General features: G+C 62.2%; 14 protein-coding genes. 4 read left to right on the top strand and 10 right to left on the bottom strand.

All coding sequences use genetic code 11. The annotated features are described in order from the left end of the window. Nucleotides 1-41: 41 nt before the first annotated feature. The 3 genes from cobT (at nt 42) to ACR0JN_RS01545 (ending at nt 4,190) form a co-directional block, all read left to right on the top strand. Nucleotides 42-1,919, top strand: coding sequence for a cobaltochelatase subunit CobT (gene cobT, locus ACR0JN_RS01555; protein WP_480883705.1), 1,878 nt, complete (start codon nt 42-44; stop codon nt 1,917-1,919). Nucleotides 1,920-1,994: 75 nt separating this feature from the next. Further along, nucleotides 1,995-3,785 carry an aminopeptidase P family protein gene (locus ACR0JN_RS01550; RefSeq protein ID WP_480883703.1) on the top strand — a complete coding sequence of 597 codons (1,791 nt, stop codon included), beginning with the start codon at nt 1,995-1,997 and terminating at the stop codon, nt 3,783-3,785. A gap of 63 nt (nt 3,786-3,848) precedes the next feature. Further along, complete coding sequence (locus ACR0JN_RS01545) at nt 3,849-4,190, top strand: DUF427 domain-containing protein (RefSeq protein WP_480883701.1); 342 nt, start codon at nt 3,849-3,851, stop codon at nt 4,188-4,190. Here the strand turns inward: ACR0JN_RS01545 and ACR0JN_RS01540 are convergent. After that, entirely contained in the window at nt 4,187-5,359 is a 1,173-nt protein-coding gene (locus tag ACR0JN_RS01540) for an MFS transporter (RefSeq protein ID WP_480883699.1), read from the bottom strand. The genes ACR0JN_RS01545 and ACR0JN_RS01540 overlap by 4 nt on opposite strands. Nucleotides 5,360-5,531: 172 nt before the next feature. On the opposite strand from ACR0JN_RS01540, the gene ACR0JN_RS01535 reads away from it, so the two are divergent. After that, on the top strand, nt 5,532-6,899 hold the full coding sequence (locus ACR0JN_RS01535; protein ID WP_480883697.1) for a DUF3179 domain-containing protein: 1,368 nt from the start codon (nt 5,532-5,534) through the stop codon (nt 6,897-6,899). On the opposite strand, the gene ACR0JN_RS01530 is transcribed toward ACR0JN_RS01535, so the two are convergent. The 9 genes from ACR0JN_RS01530 to ACR0JN_RS01490 all read right to left on the bottom strand — a co-directional run bounded on the left by ACR0JN_RS01530 (nt 6,896) and on the right by ACR0JN_RS01490 (nt 18,076). Beyond that, entirely contained in the window at nt 6,896-8,581 is a 1,686-nt protein-coding gene (locus ACR0JN_RS01530; protein WP_480883695.1) for a chloride channel protein, read from the bottom strand. The two genes, ACR0JN_RS01535 and ACR0JN_RS01530, sit on opposite strands and share 4 nt — an antisense overlap. Nucleotides 8,582-8,674: 93 nt before the next feature. Next, on the bottom strand, nt 8,675-10,324 hold the full coding sequence (recN, locus tag ACR0JN_RS01525; RefSeq protein ID WP_480883693.1) for a DNA repair protein RecN: 1,650 nt from the start codon (nt 10,322-10,324) through the stop codon (nt 8,675-8,677). A 36-nt stretch (nt 10,325-10,360) separates the two neighbouring features. Continuing rightward, nucleotides 10,361-11,203, bottom strand: coding sequence for an outer membrane protein assembly factor BamD (locus ACR0JN_RS01520; protein ID WP_480816550.1), 843 nt, complete (start codon nt 11,201-11,203; stop codon nt 10,361-10,363). Nucleotides 11,204-11,329: 126 nt separating this feature from the next. Further along, a complete protein-coding gene (lpxC, locus tag ACR0JN_RS01515; RefSeq protein ID WP_480883691.1) occupies nt 11,330-12,250 on the bottom strand; it encodes a UDP-3-O-acyl-N-acetylglucosamine deacetylase in 921 nt (306 codons plus the stop codon). A 213-nt stretch (nt 12,251-12,463) separates the two neighbouring features. After that, the gene (gene ftsZ, locus ACR0JN_RS01510; RefSeq protein WP_480883690.1) at nt 12,464-14,071 is read right to left on the bottom strand and encodes a cell division protein FtsZ; all 1,608 of its coding nucleotides are present in this window, start codon (nt 14,069-14,071) and stop codon (nt 12,464-12,466) included. Nucleotides 14,072-14,420: 349 nt separating this feature from the next. Further along, nucleotides 14,421-14,840: a hypothetical protein gene (locus ACR0JN_RS01505; RefSeq protein WP_480883688.1), complete on the bottom strand. Its 420-nt coding sequence runs from the start codon at nt 14,838-14,840 to the stop codon at nt 14,421-14,423. Beyond that, nucleotides 14,827-16,161 (bottom strand): cell division protein FtsA, encoded by a 1,335-nt coding sequence (gene ftsA, locus ACR0JN_RS01500; protein ID WP_480884348.1) that lies wholly within the window; start codon nt 16,159-16,161, stop codon nt 14,827-14,829. Before ftsA ends, ACR0JN_RS01505 begins: the two co-directional genes overlap by 14 nt. An 8-nt stretch (nt 16,162-16,169) precedes the next feature. Next, a complete protein-coding gene (locus tag ACR0JN_RS01495; RefSeq protein ID WP_480883686.1) occupies nt 16,170-17,171 on the bottom strand; it encodes a cell division protein FtsQ/DivIB in 1,002 nt (333 codons plus the stop codon). After that, complete coding sequence (locus ACR0JN_RS01490) at nt 17,159-18,076, bottom strand: D-alanine--D-alanine ligase (protein ID WP_480883684.1); 918 nt, start codon at nt 18,074-18,076, stop codon at nt 17,159-17,161. The genes ACR0JN_RS01495 and ACR0JN_RS01490 overlap by 13 nt, the downstream gene beginning before the upstream one ends. Nucleotides 18,077-18,158 lie beyond the last annotated feature (82 nt).

Here is an 18,158-nt window from a genome sequence, read left to right as displayed (position 1 = left end):
TTTGAAACGGCGGGTCTGCGCAACACAAAGGGCGTTTGAACATGGTGCAGAAGAACGACAACCCTGCCGATCCGTTCAAGAAGGCCTTGGCCGAGGCCACCAAGGTGATGGCCGACGATCCCGAACTGAACGTCACCTATACGGTTGATCCGTCAGGTATGACGGGCGAGTCGATGCGGTTGCCGCAGGTCAGCCGTCGGATGACGCGGGAAGAGGTTTTGCTGGCGCGCGGCACGGCGGATGCTTTGGCGTTGCAGCGGAAATATCATGACGACGCGACCCATGCGCGGTATGCGCCTCCGGGTGATATGGCGCGTGACCTGTATGAAGCGATGGAAGTGGCCCGATGCGAGGCGATGGGCGCGCGGGATATGCCCGGCACCGCCAGCAATATCGACGTTAAGATCGGACATGAGGCGATCCGGCGCGGTTATGACCAGTGCAAGCAGCCCGCCGAGGCCCCGCTGTCGGTGGCGGCAGGCTATCTGATCCGCCATCTGGCCACCGGGCGCGACCTGCCTGCGGCGGCGGAGAATGTCATGAACCTGTGGCGCGGGTTTATCGAGGAACAGGCCGGGGGCACTCTGGAAAATCTGCAGGAGATTCTGTCGGATCAGGCGGAGTTTGCGCGGTTCGCGCGCCAGATGATCAAGGATCTGGGGTACGGCGACCAGTTGGGCGATGACCCCGATGAACTGGACGACGAGCAGGAGGATCAGGCCGAGGAAGACGCCGAAGAACAGCCCGATCCCGACAGCACCGGTCAGGATGATCAGGAGGAACAGGACCCCGACGCCACGCCCGAACAGACGCAGGAGGAGCAACAGGACCAATCTCAGGCCCAAGTCTCGATGGATGAGATGGCCGAGGATGAGATGGGCGATGAGGCCGAGATGCCCGAAGGCGAGGCACCTCTGGAACCGCCCGCACCGCCGCCTGCCTCCGAGGCTGATCCGGATTACAAGGTTTATCTGAACGCCTATGACGAGGAAATTGCAGCCGAGGATCTGGCAGAACCGGCAGAACTGGAGCGATTGCGGGCCTATCTGGATCAGCAACTTGAACCGTTGAAGGGGGCCGTCAGTCGTCTGGCCAACAAGCTGCAACGCCGGTTGCAGGCGCAGCAGAACCGGTCGTGGGAGTTCGATCGTGAGGAAGGCATTCTGGATGCCGGTCGTCTGGCGCGGGTTGTCGCCAACCCCACCACGCCGCTGAGCTTCAAGGTCGAGAAGGATACCGAGTTCCGCGATACGGTGGTGACGCTACTTTTGGACAATTCCGGGTCGATGCGCGGGCGTCCGATTTCCATCGCGGCGATTTGCGCCGACGTTCTGGCTCGGACGTTGGAGCGGTGCAATGTGAAGGTCGAGATTCTGGGCTTTACCACCCGCGCGTGGAAGGGTGGGCAGGCTCGTGAAGCGTGGCTGAACGACGGCCGCCCGCAGCAACCGGGACGTCTGAACGATCTGCGCCACATCATCTACAAGGGCGCGGATGCGCCCTGGCGGCGGGCGCGGGACAATCTGGGCCTGATGATGAAAGAGGGCCTGCTGAAGGAAAACATCGACGGTGAGGCGCTGGAATGGGCCCATCGCCGGATGCTGGCGCGGCGTGAGCAGCGCAAGATCCTGATGGTGATTTCGGATGGCGCTCCGGTCGATGATTCAACGCTCAGCGTCAACCCGGCGAATTATCTGGAAAAGCACCTGCGTGACGTGATCGCGATGGTGGAAAAGCGCAAAATGGTCGAGTTGCTGGCAATCGGGATTGGGCACGATGTGACCCGGTATTATGACCGCGCGGTGACGATCACGGATGTCGAGCAACTGGCGGGCGCGATGACGGAACAGTTGGCCGCCCTGTTCGACAGCGATCCGCGAGCGCGAGCGCGGGTGATGGGAATGAAAAAGGCCAGCTAGAGCTGGCCTTGCCTCCGGCTGGAGTATTTTCCAAAAAGATGAAGGGGTCAGCCCCCCATTTGCATGAGGTGTGAGATGTTCCAATCCTTCAAAGTGACTGCGCGCCCGGAACAGGGCCCGCCTCGGTTGGCGGCGCTGCGGGCGGAATTGGCAAGTGAAGGTCTGGACGGGTTTCTGATCCCGCGTGCGGATGCGCATCAGGGTGAGTATGTGGCCCCTCGGGACGAGCGGTTGGCGTGGCTGACCGGGTTTACCGGATCAGCCGGGTTCTGCGTTGCTCTGAAAGACGTGGCCGGCGTGTTCATCGACGGGCGGTATCGCACGCAGGTCAAGGCTCAGGTAGCCGACGACTTTACGCCGGTGCCGTGGCCGGATGTCAGCCTGAGCGCCTGGCTGAACGAGCAACTGCCGGACGGCGGCAAGGTAGGCTTTGATCCCTGGCTGCATGCCGCAGGTCAGATCTCCAGCACCCGCAAGGAATTGGAAGGCTCCGGCGTCCAGCTTGTGCCCTGTGACAATCTGGTGGACCGGGTGTGGGCGGATCAGCCTGCCCCTCCGATGAACCCGGTCAAGGCGCATCCGATTGAGTTTGCCGGCGAGACGGCTGAAAGCAAGATTGCGCGACTGGCGAAGGCTTTGCGAGAGGCGGGGAAATCCTATGCGGTGATCACGCTGCCGGATTCGATCATGTGGCTGCTGAACATTCGCGGCTCGGACATTGCCTATAACCCCGTCGCGCACGGGTTTGCCATTCTGCATGCCGATGGGCGGGTCGATCTGTTCATGGCCGCCGCCAAGCTGACCGAGGTGCGGGATCATCTTAGCGAGCAGGTCTCGGTCATCGACCCCGAGAGCTTTCTGGGCGCGGTTGCAGCGCTGGAAGGCAAGGTGCAGGTCGATCTCAACACCCTGCCTCAGATCGTGGCCGATGCTCTGGGGGACCGGATGGAAGGCGGCGGCGACCCTTGCGCGCTGCCCAAGGCCTGCAAGAACCCGGCTGAGATCGCGGGCAGCGCCGAGGCGCATTTGCGCGACGCGGTGGCGGTGGTCGAAACCCTGTGCTGGCTGGATGGGCAGGCACCGGGCAGCCTGACCGAAACGCAGGTTGTCACTCGGCTTGAGGATAACCGCCGAAAGGACAACGTCCTGCAGGATATCTCGTTCGATACCATCGCGGGCACCGGACCCAACGGCGCGATCATGCATTACCGCGTGACCGAGGAAACCGACAGCAAGCTGCAGAACGGCCATCTGCTGGTTCTGGACAGTGGCGGACAGTATCTGGACGGGACCACAGACATTACGCGCACCATTGCCATTGGCGAGGTCGGCGACGAGGAAAAAGCCTGTTTCACCCGCGTTCTGAAGGGCATGATCGCCTTGTCGATGCAGCGCTGGCCGGTGGGTCTGGCCGGTCGCGACATCGAATGCATCGCCCGCGCGCCCTTGTGGCTGGCCGGGCAGGATTTCAACCACGGCGTCGGGCACGGGGTCGGCGCGTACCTGAGCGTACATGAGGGCCCGCAGCGCCTGTCCAAGGTCAGCCACGTACCTCTGGAACCGGGTATGATCCTGTCGAACGAACCGGGCTACTACCGCGAGGGGGCCTTTGGCATCCGCATCGAAAACCTTGTGGTCGTGCAAGAGGCCCCCGCCCTGCCCAGTGGCGACACCGAGCGCGCGATGCTGAACTGGCGCACGTTGACCTATGTGCCCATCGACCGCCGCCTGATCGTAGCCGATTTGCTGACGGCCCAAGAGCGCATTTGGCTGAACGCCTATCACAGCGACGTTGCGGAAAAAGTCAGACCAAGGCTGGGCCTTGACGCGCAACTGTGGTTGGATGCCGCAACTGCGCCGATCTGACACCAAACTGTAACATAGAATGGGCAGACGAAAGGCCAGACATTCGCGAGGGAAGGAGCATATATGACCGAGATTACGATCCAAAAGGCAGCAGGCAAATGGAGCGTCCGTTCCGGCGGCGCAATTCTGGGGGAAACGAGCAACGCTCTGGTGCTGGAAGAAGGCGATCTGAAGCCTGTTATCTATTTTCCCCGCTCGGACATTGCGATGGCCTTTCTGGACCGGACGGACAAGGTCACCCATTGCCCTCACAAAGGGGATGCGGTGCATTTTTCCATCGTGAACAAGTCTTCGGTCACTGAAAATGCCGCGTGGAGCTATGAGGACCCGATCCCGGCGGTTGGCGAGATCAAAGAGTATCTGGCCTTTTACCCGGCGGATTCGGTCAAGGTCGAGCAAATCTAAACCGTCATCTTCTCCTTTGGGCGACTCGCGATCAGGGTGACCGCAGCCACCAGGGCAACGCCAGACGCAACGCGTACCACCATCTGGAAATCATAGGCTTGCGCGATCAGCCCCACCGCAGGGCCCGCCAGCAGACCGGTGATCATCAGCGTATTCCAGTAAACAGCCGTCGCATGCGCGGGACGGTCCTTGGCGAAGGACTGCACGTAGCTGATGCCGAGACTGGCGTAGAAGCCATAATACAGCCCCTCTAGCGCTGCCCCGGCGAGCATCTGTGGAAAGGTCTGCACGGCGGCCAGCAACTGGATCGTCACCACCGCCAGCAGGGTTGTTGCGATCAGCGCCGGGCGCATGCCGAACCGCGCGATGATCATCGGTGTGCTGAAAATGGCCAAAACCTCGACAAAGGTTTTGATGCTGAAGGCCAAACCGGGGGCGTAGCCGGGCAAACCGACCTCTTGCACGTAGAAGATCGGTAGGGATGTGAATGTCAGCGAATGCGCCAGCGACAGGCAGAACACGAACCCTGCTGCCAGCCACAGGCCCCGCGACGGTGCCGCAGCGCCGGACGTGGCTGAGGCCGGTTTGGCCTTCGCCGCAATGTAGCGTGGCAGCGTTGTCCACCACAAGGCCAGCCAGATCAGGGCGACGCTCAGCGCGACCATGAACACTTTGTTGGCCCCGAACCGATCGGCGACCAGAAACGTCACCGCTGGCCCGATCATCCAGGCCGTCGATGTGGTGGCGCGCATATAGGCGTTGAAACGGCTGCGCTCGATATTGTGGCGCTCGGCGATGCTGCCGCCCAGGCTGAACATCGTCGAAACGGCGCTGGAGCTGATGCCGAAGCCGATCACGCCGACGGTCATCACGGTCCACAGCGCGGGCGACAAGGACAGGGCGAGGCAGGCCGTCAGAAACCCCAGCGCGGCGAGCCCGATCAGGGGGAAGACGCGGGCCCCATCATCAATGCGCCGGGCGAATTGCCTGTTGGCAACGATTGTCAGGCTGACAGCCAGCACTGAATACACGCTTATGATCCAGGGCTGATATCCCAACCCTTCGACCAGAAAAAAGCCCATGAACGGGATGATCATCGAACTGCAAATCGTCCCGCAGAACAACAGGAGTAAGAACAGAAGACGTGCAGCGATCTGGCTGTTGGGCATGTATCTCGACCCTGTCAACGACATGGTTGGTGTTTCAAATTTAGCTACGGGATGCAACCGCCGCATGCCCCGGCGCGGTGAAATGGCTGGCTTGCGTCCCGCTCACGCACCTGTTGCATGCACGTGATCGCGACAGAGGGCAAACTGGCGTGGGATGTGATCGGAGGGTGTCATGGATATTTCACGTCGTGGCTTTGCAGGAATGGTGGGTGCCGGGGCCTTGATGCCGGGCGCGCTTTGGGCCCAGCAGGACCCGGTGCTCGAGGCGCTGCGCAGCACGCTGTTCCTGAGCAGAACCCAGTTCGAAGACAGCATGGCCTATCTGAAAGATCGCGGGAACCCGGATGTGGTTCCGGGCCTGCTGACGGCGATGCGCTATTCCGACCGGCGGCGGGACGACATCGCCGAGGTGATGGAGGCGCTGAGCGGGCAAAACCTCGGTACCGACTGGTTTGAATGGATGCTCTGGCAGGAACGTAACCCGCAGGTGGTGCCTCACCCCTCGCTGATCCCGTTCAAGCGTGAGGTTCTGTTGGGGATCGACTCGGATTTCGACCTGTTCCTGCGGCCGCAATACCTGCAGCGTGACAAGATGAAAATCCGGCTGGAGGAGATTACATGGGGCGGGGTGCATAAGGACGGCATCCCTTCGCTGGACAATCCGGCGCTGATCTCCGCCTCTGATGCCAGCTACCTGAAGGACGGCGATCTTGTCTTCGGGGTCGCCATCAACGGCGATGTGCGCGCCTATCCGCTGCGGATCATGGGCTGGCACGAGATGTTCAACGAGGTGATCGGCGGCGTTCCCGTGGCGCTGGCCTATTGCACGCTCTGCGGGTCTGGCATCCTGTTCGAAACACAGGTGCAGGCACGGCGGAAGCCCTTTGTCTTTGGCTCGTCCGGGTTCCTGTATCGCTCGAACAAGCTGATGTTTGACCGGCAGACGCATTCGCTGTGGAACCAGTACACCGGCAAGCCGGTTGTCGGCCCGCTGGTGGGCAGCGGCATCACGCTGAAACAGCGCCCGGTTGTGATTACCACATGGGAAAGCTGGAAGAGCTCGCATCCCGACACCAGGGTTCTGTCGCTCAGGACCGGTCATAGGCGCAACTATGGCTCGGGGGTGGTGTATCGCGACTACTTCGCCTCGCCCAACCTGATGTTCCCGGCGCTGGTGGATCAGTCCCAGCATCGGCAAAAGGACTACATCTTCGCCATCCGCCAGTTTGGTGCCGCGCGGGCGTGGCCGTTGGACGCGTTCAGCCGGACCCGCGTGATCAACGACGCGATCGCCGACCGCCCGCTGGTTCTGGTTGGCAACCCCGACAAACGCGCGGTGCGGGCCTATGAGCGCAAATCAAACCGCTTCAAGGCTGCAGATGGAGGTCTGGTGGATCAGGCAGGCGGCAAGTGGACCATGACCGAAGAGGCACTAATCGGCCCCGACGGAACGCGGCTGCCACGGGTGGCGGGCCATATCTCGTACTGGTTTGCGTGGGACAATTACCTGGGAGACGCCGCGAGCGTGTATCGGGGCTAGGAGTGCTCCTCGGCCGCGGTAGCTGCCAGCGCGCGGTTATACGCCTTGAGCGCGTCGATGTGATAGAGCGCGCCCACCGGTTCCTCCTGCCCGTCACTGTCCACGATGACAACGGGAATGCAGGGGATATCCTCGCGGTCGAAATAGGGCATCGCAGCCTCAAGCGTGGCACTGGCCTTGACGCAAAGGCCCTGATTGATCAGTTCAAGCGCCTCGTCCTTTGTGATGGACCGGGCATCGCCAATCGGCCGCATCACCGTCCCCGCCCGCAGCATCGCCAGCAGATAGGCTTGCGGTCCGGCAGCCAAATGCACATTGCGCCGCTCGAGCTGGGTCAGGAAGAACGACCGGTCCACTAGGCGCGAGGCCAGCGCGGTGGACATCGAGACCGAGACCATCACGGCCAAACCGATCTGCCAGTCCCCAGTCAGTTCAAACACGATCAGCGTGGTCGAGATCGGCGCACCCAGAACCGCTGCGGCTACGGCGCCCATCCCGGCAAAGGCATAGAGCGTATGGGTGCCCGACACATCTGGCAACAAACCGGTGGCGATCAGACCAAAGGCCAGCCCGGTCAGGGCTCCGATCATCAACGAGGGCGAGAAGACGCCTCCGCCCATGCGTCCACCCATCGTGATCGCAACAGCCACCGTCTTGACAACGGCAAACAGGATGGCCGTGGTCAGCACCAAATCGCCGGTTAGCGCACGGATCGTCGTCTCATACCCAACGCCGATAATATGCGGGAACCAGATCGCCAGAAGGCCCAGCATGGCCCCGGACACAGCGGGTCGCAGCCAGCGCGGCAGGGACAGGCGGGCCTGAACATGGGAGCCGATATCCTCGGCAAAGAAGATCGAGCGCATCAGGATCAGCGAAACCAGCCCACAGATCAGCCCGAGGATCAGGAACGCGGGCAGTTCAACGTAGAACTGCAGCGAACCGGGGGTTTCCAGAACGAACTCGGTCACGTCGCCATATTCCAGCCGGTTGATCACCGTCCCCGCGACCGAGGCGATGACAATCGGCGCAAAGGCGTGAACGGCGAAGTGGCGCAGCACAACCTCAAGCGCGAAAATCGCCCCAGCGATGGGCGCGTTGAAACTGGCGGAAACGGCGGCGGCCACCGCGCAGCCCAGCAGGTCTCGCCCCGTGATCCCGTCGGCATGGATGCGGTTGCTGACCCAGGTCGAGATGACCCCGGCCATATGCACCACCGGCCCCTCGCGCCCCGTTGAGCCGCCGGAACTAAGCGTGATCAGCGAGGCAAAGAAAGACGCGATCCCGGCCTTGGTCTCTACCCGGCCATCGGTGACGGCGGATCCTTCAATGACGTCGGCAACTGAGCGCACGCGGCCATCATCGGTGAATTTATGCAGGATAATCCCCACAACCAGCCCCCCGATTACCGGGGTGATGAACACCAGAATCCACGGAAGCTTCTCGGCATGGCTATGCAGCAAAAAGACATCTTCGGAGCGGTAGATATAGGCCTGCAAAGCCTGGATGCCCTTGCGAAACCCAAGCGCCATGAACCCGGCCGCAACCCCGATGGCCAGAGCGATGAACCAGAATTGGATCTGGCTGGGCCCACGTCGGCGCATAACCTGCCACGCATCCCGGATCGCGGCCAAAGCCTGATTCAACTGGTTGCGCAGAACGGTGCGGGTTGACTGGGTCATCGGCCCTCGGGAGATCAATACATATCCCTTAGTAAGCCACTCGGCGGCCTTAGAAAAGTCGGTTCACGGGGGATTGTTGGCGGGTGTTACGCCTCAGGCATCGAGCAGGGCGCGGGCGGCGGCGCGGGCCTCATCCGTGATGGTGTCGCCAGCGACCATGCGGGCGATTTCGTCGACGCGGTCGGGATCCGCCAGCGGGATGACGGTGGACAGGGTCTGATCGCCCGTCACCTGTTTCTGCACCCGCCAATGATGCGCGGCGCGGGCGGCGACCTGTGGGGAATGCGTGACCACCAGCACCTGCCCGCCTTGCGCCAGCGATGCCAGACGGCGGCCCACCGCATCTGCCGTAGCACCACCGACGCCGCGGTCGATCTCGTCAAAGATCATGGTGCGGGCGCTATTCTCGCCGGTCAGGCAGACTTTGAGCGCCAGCAGAAAGCGGCTGAGTTCACCACCCGAGGCGATCTTGTTCAGCGGACCCGAGGGCGCGCCGGGGTTGGTGGCGACGGTGAAGGCCACGGCGTCGGTGCCTTCGGGGCCGGGGTCGGCGGGCGTGATCTCGGTTCGGAACACGGCGCGTTCCATTTTCAGGGGCGCGAGTTCGGCCATGACTGCTTGGTCCAGCGCGCTGGCCGCTGTCTGGCGCGCGGTTCTTAGCGCGGTGGCGGCTTTGTCATACGCCGCCTGCGCCGCGTCGACGGCGGCGCGTTTGTCGCTGAGGTCAGCGTCGCCCGCGTCCAGACGGTTCAGGCGGTCGCGCAGGGTATCGGCAAAGGCACCCAGATCGTCGGGGGCGACGTCGTGTTTGCGGGCCAGCGCGCGGATGGCGAACAGGCGTTCCTCGGCCTGTTCCAGTTCCGCGGGATTGAAATCGAGCGCCTGCAGGCAGGTGTTGACGCCGTCCTGCGCCTCGCCCAGTTCGATCAGGGCGCGACCCAGCGCGGCGATGGGTTCCTCAAGCTGCCCTCCCGCATTGTCCGAGACGCCTTCGAGCCAGCGCACGGCGTCGGCCATCGCGCCTTCGGCCCCGTCGCCGCCCAGCAGAGCAAAGGCGCGGGCCACGTCGTCGCGGATGCGCTCGGCCCCTTGCATCATGCGGCGGCGGGCGTCGAGGTCGGCATCCTCGCCCGGTTGCGGGTCAAGCTGGTCAAGTTCGCCCACGGAATGGCGCAGGAATTCTTCCTCGGCGCGCATGGTGGCCAGCGTGGCCTCGGTCTCGGCCAGTGCCTTGCGGGCGCGGGACATCTGGGTCCACGCCTCGCGGACAGTGGTCAGATGGTCCCCGGCCCCGGCATAAGCGTCCAGCATGGCGCGGTGGCCGCGCGGGTTCAGCAGGCCGCGGTCATCGTGCTGGCCGTGCAGTTCGATCAGGGTTTCCGACAGCGCACGCAGCACCTCGCCCGAGCAGCGTCGGTCATTGACCCATGCGGTCTTGCGGCCCTCGGCGGTGTTGATGCGGCGCAGGATCAATTCGTCGCCGCCGGGCAGTCCGGCCTCGGCTAGAACCACATGGGCGGGGTGATCTTCCGGCAGTTCGAATTCGGCCACGACCTCGCCCTGAGCGGCCCCCTGACGGACCAGTTCGGCGCGTCCGCGCCAGCCCAGCACGAAGCCCAGAGAATCCAGCAGGATCGACTTGCCCGCGCCGGTCTCGCCGGTCAGCGCGTTCAGGCCCGGCTGGAAGGTCAGCTCCAACCGGTCGATGATCAGCATGTCGCGGATATCAAGGGCGCGCAGCATCGGGTCTTTAGCGTCCCTCGGCCTTAGCCATGGCGGTTACAACCACTCACCCTTGATGGTCTGACGGTAGATCGTGGACAGCCAGTTGTTGCCACGGCTCTTGAGGTCCAACCCGCGCGAGGTCAGCAGCTTGTAGGCATCGTCATACCATTCCGTGGACTGGTAGTTGTAGCCCAAAATCGCACCCGCCGACTGCGCCTCATCCAGCAGGCCCAGTGACAGATAGGCCTCGACCAGACGGTACAGCGCCTCAGCCGTGTGTGATGTGGTCTGGAAATCCTCAACAACCACGCGGAAGCGGTTGATGGCGGCGGTGTAGTGATCCTGACGCAGGTAATAGCGTCCGATCTCCATCTCTTTGCCTGCCAGATGGTCAAAGGCCAGATCGAATTTCAAAACGGCCGAGGTGGTGTATTCGCTGTCCGGATACACCTCGATCACGGTCCGCAGGGCCTGCAGCGCCTGAAAGGTCAGGCCCTGATCGCGGCCCACTTCATCGATCTGGTCGTAATAGCTGAGCGCCAGCAGGTACTGCGCATAGGCCGCATCTTCGTCGGTTGGGTAGAAGTCGATGTACCGCTGCGCGGCGGCGCGGCTTTCTTCGTAATTCTTGTCGTTGTGATACGAGAACGCTTGCATGATCAGCGCGCGTTTGGCCCAGTCGGAATAGGGGTAAAGGCGTTCGACCTCGGAAAAATACCACGCCGCGTCGTCTGACCGATTCTGCGACAGTTCGAATTCGCCTCGGGTGAAAATCTGTTCCGGCGTGAAGCCTTCAAGATTTTGATCGCGGTCCGCACCTTTGCTGCTGCACGCCGCCAACACTGCTGCCAGAAGAATCGCACCTGCGAATCTGACTGCCGCTTTGCTGCCAACCATACCGCCCATCCTTGTCGTCTTACCTAACGGGGCGCGCCCCGGATCAGGCCTTGGTCTAGCATAGATATTTCCGGTGCAAAACGCCTTATCCACGCTCTGGCGTAAATGTCGTCAGAGTTGATCAGGTCAGGCAACTTCCGGAATTTCGTCCAGAACAAGACCCTGCCCCGGCAGACGCGCCGCCTGTTCCGGCGTGCACAGGATCGGGCGCACCGCGCCGGGTGTTTCGAACAATTTACGCAGCAGCGTGTTGGTCATCGAATGACCCGACTTGTCGCCGGTGAAATGCCCCAGAATCGGACCGCCTGCCAGATACAGGTCGCCCAGAGCGTCCAGCATCTTGTGGCGCACGGCCTCATCCGTGCGGCGGAAACCGCCCGGAGTCAAAACCTCGTCCCCTTGCACGACCACGGCGTTATCCAGCGTACCGCCCAGGGCCAACCCGTTTTCACGCATCGCTTCGACATCGATGCGGCGGCAGAAGGTGCGGCAATCGCTCAGCTCACGGGCAAAGGATCCATTGCGCATGTCCAGTGTCTTGGTCTGGTTGCCGATGGCGTCGTCTTCGAAATCGATGTGGAAATCAATTATCAAACCGTCTGCCGGCGCAATCGACGCGCTTGCCCCCTCGCGCGATGCGGTCACGGGTTTCAGCACTTCGTACGCCAGAACCGGGCTGGCCTGACGGCGGACACCCTTAGCCATGATCCCGCGCACGAAATCGATGGACGACCCGTCCATGATCGGCACTTCCGGCCCGTCAATCTCGATCAGCGCGTTATGCACACCGCAACCGGCCAGGGCAGCCATGATATGTTCAATGGTAGAAACCGAAACCCCCGCATCATTCACCAGACGGGTGCACAGCGGAGTGCGTTCGACCACATCATAGATCGCGGGGATCAGGGCATTGCCAAGCTCGATATCCGTCCGTTTGAACCAGATGCCGTGACCGGCAGCAGCCGGTTTCAGAACCATGGTTGCAGGCTGACCGCCATGCAGGCCGACGCCTTTGAACGTAACCGGAGATTTGAGCGTATGTTGCAAAATTGGCCTCAGCGAGTGGTGTGCAGCCAGCGAGGGCTGTGTTGGACACTCAGTTAAGGAAGTGTCGGCTCAGGCTCAACTCACTCTTTGCAACCGAATGAAACATGAATGTGACAGATCGGCAAAACCCTGCTGACAACAGTGTAAGACGATGGAAACAAACGAGAAAGGGCCGCCAAACGGCGACCCTTTGACCCTAATTTGTTACCGCGATCAGTTGGCCTGGCGGCGCAGGAAGGCCGGAATTTCGATCCGCTCCTGATCCGGGTCAGCCTCATCATGCGCAGGTGCCGTAGCGTCAGCCTGGCGCATTGTGGGCTGCTGACGAGGCGGTTGCGCAGGGGTATCCGGGGCATGGCCGGTCATCCGGTCGATCAGCTTATTGAAGCCGAAACCGCGACGTTCTTGCTGCCCGGCCTGCGGTTGCGGCGCGGGTTCCGGCGACCGGGGTGTGGTCATGCGCTGCTGGCCCGCAGGGGTGTTCTGGACCGCAGCCTGCAAACGCTGCAGTGCCTCGGGCGAGGGGTTTCCAGCGGTATTGGTGCGCTGCGCGACATAGCTTTCCGGCGCGGGTTCAGCAGGCTCGGGCTGCGGTTCAAACTCGGCCACGCGCGGCTGATAGGCCGGGGGCGGCAGGCCGTCATCGTCCTGCTTGGCGGACGCAACCTTATCTGCGTGCCAGCTATCGTCACGCTCGGGCTCATCAACGGTTTCAAAGAGCGACGGTGCGATGTCCGATTTCTCTTCGGGCTCGGCGGCAGCTACCTCTTCCTGCTCAGGCTCTTCTGCGGAAACCGTGCGGGTCAGCGGGGCCGACATGGACCGGCGCGCAACCGGAACATCTTCGGTCTTTTCAGTGGCGTCGATGCCGGTGGCCACAACGGAAACGCGCATGCCGCCTTCCATTGCAGTGTCGAGGGTCGAGCCCACGATGATGTTGGCCTCGGGGTCCACTTCCTCGCGAATGCGGTTGGCGGCCTCGTCCAGTTCGAACAGGGTCAAGTCGTGCGAACCGGTGATGTTGATCAGAACGCCTTTGGCCCCTTTGAGGCTGATTTCGTCCAGCAGCGGGTTGGCAATCGCTTTCTCGGCGGCCTGAATGGCGCGGTCTTCGCCGGTCGCCTCACCAGTGCCCATCATCGCCTTGCCCATTTCGTCCATAACGGCGCGAACGTCCGCAAAGTCGAGGTTGATCAGGCCCGGACGCACCATCAGGTCGGTCACACCCTTAACGCCCTGATATAGAACGTCATCGGCCATCGAGAACGCCTCGGTAAACGTTGTCTTTTCGTTGGCCAGACGGAACAGGTTCTGGTTCGGGATGATGATCAGCGTGTCGACGACCTTTTGCAGCGATTCAACGCCGTCCTCGGCCTGACGCATCCGCTTGGCGCCTTCGAACTGGAAGGGTTTGGTGACAACGCCAACAGTCAGCACGCCCAGTTCACGCGCGGCCTGCGCGATGATCGGAGCCGCCCCGGTGCCGGTGCCGCCGCCCATACCGGCGGTGATGAAACACATATGCGCACCGGCCAGATGATCGACGATCTGTTCGATGCTTTCTTCTGCGGCGGCCGCCCCAACGGTCGGGCGGGCCCCTGCCCCCAGACCTTCGGTGACTTTCACGCCCAGTTGCACCCGTGCCGAGGACTGGCTTTGCTGCAGCGCCTGCGCGTCGGTGTTGGCGACAACGAAATCAACGCCGTCCAGTTGTTTCTCAATCATGTTGTTGACAGCGTTCCCACCCGCGCCGCCAACGCCAAATACTGTAATCCGAGGCTTCAGTTCGTCGTGCCCGGGCATCGAAAGATTCAATGTCATGCTCTGTCCGCCTGTATTTATGTCCCGCCAAAGCGGTGTTTTTCTTACCTATCCGCCTTCGATCCTACCGCTGATATGCAAAAAGGTCACGTCAAAAATCGCGTGATTCCACAAAATATGGAGGAAATAAGGCATCGGACAGCGGCATTTCGCGACCGCCGCGAGATATAGCGGAAACAACGCGGATCACTACAAGACAAACCAGATCGGTGCGCAGTTTCACCCACTGCGTCACGCTGCAATCCTTGGCATTACTACTGCGGAAAACTGCTCAAAGTCCTGCCGCGGGGCCTCTGACGGGCCTTGTGGATATTTTTAGGGATAAATCCAAGGGCTGCAACCGGTTTCTTCAGCTTATCGGGGCGCTCGGGCAGTTCAGGCCGTTTTCGGTGATGCTGCGCACCTCCTGGATTTCTCCATCGGTAAGCGAGGCGAGCCGGACCATAAGCCGATCTTCATGCACGAATGGCCACCAACACACCGGGACACCGTCGCGATCATTGTCATAGAGAAAGCAGATCTGGCCGTGTGGCGTGGTGATCTGGCCATAGACGCAGCCCCTGCCCTCTTCCCGCCAGACCGAGGTTGTGCGGGTCAGGAACTGCTCGGTCCCCACCAGATCACCGCTGCGGATTTCGTAAAACGTCACCGTTTTGCCAAGGACGGCGTCCAGAAACGCCTCGGGCGAGATCACGGTTTGCGCCGCAGCCCATCCCGGCAGTAAGCAAGCGCCGAGGAGGCCGCGGCGCAGTGTCTCACCAATTGTCACGGAACCACCGGACGGCGCGCTTGAACGGGCGCGCCGCGTAGGTATCGACCGGGATCTCGAAATCCCACCATTCATCCTGCGGATGCGCCGCAAACAGGCTGAGGCCCACGGCGGATGAGAACCCCGGCCCGGTTGCCGATTGCGGCAGGCCATGCACACGCAGCGGGCGGCCTAGCCGGACACGCTGCCCCAGGATACGGGTGGCCAGCCCGTCCAGCCCCATGATCTGGCTGCCGCCGCCGGTCAGAACGATCTGCTGGCTGGGCATATGGTCGAACCCGGCGGCATCCAGACGCACGCGGACCTCTTCCAGAATTTCCTCGACCCGAGGGCGCATGATGCCAATCAACTCGGCGCGGCTGACGGTGCGGCGGTCATGTTCCCAATCGCCGGTATCGCCGCCGATGTCGATCAGGTCGCGGTCATCGGCACCTGTGGCGTGCACCCCGCCGTTGAAGGTCTTGATGCGTTCGGCCACCGCTGTCGGCACGCCCAGCCCCATCGAGATATCGGCGGTCACGTGATCGCCGCCCATGCGCACGCAATCGGCATAGATCATATGTTTCTTCATGAAGATCGACACGCTGGTCGTACCGCCCCCCATGTCGATACAGGCCGCGCCCAATTCCTGCTCATCCTCGACCAGCGACGAAATGCCGGACACATAGGCCGAGTTCGCAATCCCCGCCAGTTCCAGATCACAGCGCTTGATGCAGCGCACGATGTTCTGGATCGCCACCGCATCCACGGTCAGCATGTGCATATCCACAGCCAGCGATTGCCCCATCTGCCCGCGCGGGTCGATCAGGCCCGATCGGTTGTCGAGTGCAAAATTCACCGGCTGGGCATGCAGCACCTCGCGCCCCGCGCCGTAATCCGGCACGTCGCAGGCATTCAGAACCCGACCAACCTCGGCCTCGGACACCACCTGGCCTTCCAGATCGACCTGAGCGTCCAGCCCGTAAGAACGCGGGTTCGCGCCCGAGAAACAAGCGATCACGTGATCCACGCGGATATCGGCCATCTTCTGGGTCGCCTGCAGAACGGTGCGGATGGCGCGCTCGGTCTCTTGCATGGCGGTGACCTCGCCGAACTTCACACCGCGCGAGCGGGTGGTTCTGGCCCCGATCACGCGGAACCCGGTCTGGCCTGCCAATGACCCGATGCTGTTATCGTCGCTCAGCCGTCCGGTGCCGTCAAAACGCAGCACAAGGCACGAGATTTTCGAGCTGCCGATGTCCAGAATGGCGACAACGCCCCGCTGCATCGCCTGTCTGCGCATCTGCCGCATGGCCCGTTGGGACTGATAAAGATCGGTCATCATGGTCGTTACTGCCCGCTACTCACATCTGTTTTTGTATTCCACCAGTCTTCGCTGGCGGCTTTGGTCATTCTGATCGTCGGCCGCTGCCCAAGGCGCATGTCAACCACCGCCACGTCGCGTTCCAGAAGGTCTTGCACCTCGTTCACTGCCAGCACGCGTTCCAGCGCCCGTACCGGCTGATCGGTGGGCAGCATGATGCGTTGCCCGCGATCCAGCACCAGATCCCAACGCCGTTCACCCACGCGCACCAGACCGCGCACGCGGTCGCCAAGGCTGCGCGAGGTTCGGAACAGGTCCAGTGCTTCGCCCACATGCTGATCAGCGCCCTTGCCTGCGATCAGGGGCAGATGCGCGTGTTCCTTGCGCGAGGCGGTCTGATCCACATGTACGCCGGTTTCGTCCAGCAACTCGGTCCCGTCGCGGGTCCGCCAGACAATGACCGGCTGCCGCTCGACAACGTCAATCTGCAGGATGCCGCCGGGGCGGATGCGCACGGTCGCGGATTTCACCGGGTCCAGACCGGAAATCGTATCGCGCATATGTTCGACATCCAGATCCCAGGAACTGATCGGGAAATCCAGCGGCACGACCTCACGAATATCATCGGCCAGATCGGTGCCCGCGCCGTCAATGGCCATCAGGTTGACCATGAATTCCGGCCGCTCCTGAATCGAGGTGCGGATGTCGGCGATATAGGCGCTGACCGCCTCGCGCCGGTCCGGGGACGCAAAGTAGATGCCAATCGCTGCCGCAACGGCGCAGATCGGCACGCCCAGCTTGACGCCCAGACGAATACCAGGCGTCAGCATCCAGCGTTGGAACCGGTAGCTGAGCCGTGACGGCGCAGGGTCAGACCGACCTCCATTGCGGCCAAACATCTTCGCGCCCCGCAAGCGCAGAAGGGGCTGCGCCTCATGCGTCTCGGCGGTTTCGAATTCGGCATCTGGCCCGGCAAGGGCCTTGGTCCGGTGGATCACCGGCGCGCGGGTGGCGGTCAGCGGTCGCATGAGGCGTCCTCCACCATCCAGGCGCAGAGCTGGCCGAAACTCATGCCGATGTGCTCGGCCTGTTCGGGCACCAGCGAGGTCGGGGTCATGCCCGGCTGCGTGTTGGTTTCCAGCAGGAACAGACCATCCGCGCCGAGGCTGTCATCCCAGCGGTAATCCGTGCGGGTCACGCCGCGACAGCCCAGAGCATTGTGGGCCTTGACCGCATAGTCCATGCAGCGGTCAAAGATATCTTGCGGGATGTCAGCGGGCAGCACGTGCCACGAGCCGCCGGGTTTGTATTTGGCGTCGTAATCGTACCAGCCGCCATCGGTCATGATCTCGGTCACGGTCAGGGGGCGGTCGCCCATCACGGTCACGGTCAGTTCGCGGCCTGCGACGTATTTCTCGACCATGATGTGGTCGGGCATATCATCGGACAGTTGCGGCGGTCCGTTCGAGCCTTCGTGCACGATATAGATACCGACGCTGGAGCCTTCGTTGTTGGGTTTGGCCACGTAAGGCGGTTCCATCACGTGGACCTCGATCACCTCGACCTTGGGCACGATCACGCTGGGCACAATGGGCAGGCCCTCGGTCTGGTAGATTTCCTTGCTGCGCTGCTTGTCCATCGCCAAGGCCGAGGACAGAACGCCGGAATGGGTGTATGGAATGCGCATCCATTCCAGCAGGCCCTGCACACAGCCATCCTCGCCCCAGCGGCCATGCAGGGCGTTGAAAACCACATCTGGTTTGATGTCCAATAGGCGCGCATAGAGGTCGGGACCTGCGTCCAGCTCGACCACTTCAAAGCCTTGTCCCACAAGGGCGGCTGCGCATTCGCGCCCGCTGCTGAGAGACACCTCGCGTTCCGCCGAGGGGCCGCCCATCAATACCGCCACTTTGGGGTTTGTCCTGCTCGACATACCCAACGTGCGCCTCAATGTCCCCGGACCTTATGTGGTGGTCCGTACTGCGTTTATGCCTTTGTTCCGTCGCCTGAATTTG

This window comes from Ruegeria sp. G12 (genome assembly GCF_056533565.1).
Note: the sequence above shows the minus strand (reverse complement) of the source record. Positions and strands in the feature narration are given on the sequence as shown.

Coding starts and splice junctions, on each gene's coding strand:
- ftsZ (WP_480883690.1), bottom strand. CDS start 14,071: ATGACATTGAATCTTTCGATGCCCGGGCACGACGAACTGAAGCCTCGG.
- ftsA (WP_480884348.1), bottom strand. CDS start 16,161: ATGACCGATCTTTATCAGTCCCAACGGGCCATGCGGCAGATGCGCAGA.
- recN (WP_480883693.1), bottom strand. CDS start 10,324: ATGCTGCGCGCCCTTGATATCCGCGACATGCTGATCATCGACCGGTTG.
- ACR0JN_RS01540 (WP_480883699.1), bottom strand. CDS start 5,359: ATGCCCAACAGCCAGATCGCTGCACGTCTTCTGTTCTTACTCCTGTTG.
- ACR0JN_RS01545 (WP_480883701.1), top strand. CDS start 3,849: ATGACCGAGATTACGATCCAAAAGGCAGCAGGCAAATGGAGCGTCCGT.
- ACR0JN_RS01530 (WP_480883695.1), bottom strand. CDS start 8,581: ATGACCCAGTCAACCCGCACCGTTCTGCGCAACCAGTTGAATCAGGCT.
- cobT (WP_480883705.1), top strand. CDS start 42: ATGGTGCAGAAGAACGACAACCCTGCCGATCCGTTCAAGAAGGCCTTG.
- ACR0JN_RS01495 (WP_480883686.1), bottom strand. CDS start 17,171: ATGCGACCGCTGACCGCCACCCGCGCGCCGGTGATCCACCGGACCAAG.
- ACR0JN_RS01550 (WP_480883703.1), top strand. CDS start 1,995: ATGTTCCAATCCTTCAAAGTGACTGCGCGCCCGGAACAGGGCCCGCCT.
- ACR0JN_RS01520 (WP_480816550.1), bottom strand. CDS start 11,203: ATGGTTGGCAGCAAAGCGGCAGTCAGATTCGCAGGTGCGATTCTTCTG.
- ACR0JN_RS01535 (WP_480883697.1), top strand. CDS start 5,532: ATGGATATTTCACGTCGTGGCTTTGCAGGAATGGTGGGTGCCGGGGCC.
- ACR0JN_RS01490 (WP_480883684.1), bottom strand. CDS start 18,076: ATGTCGAGCAGGACAAACCCCAAAGTGGCGGTATTGATGGGCGGCCCC.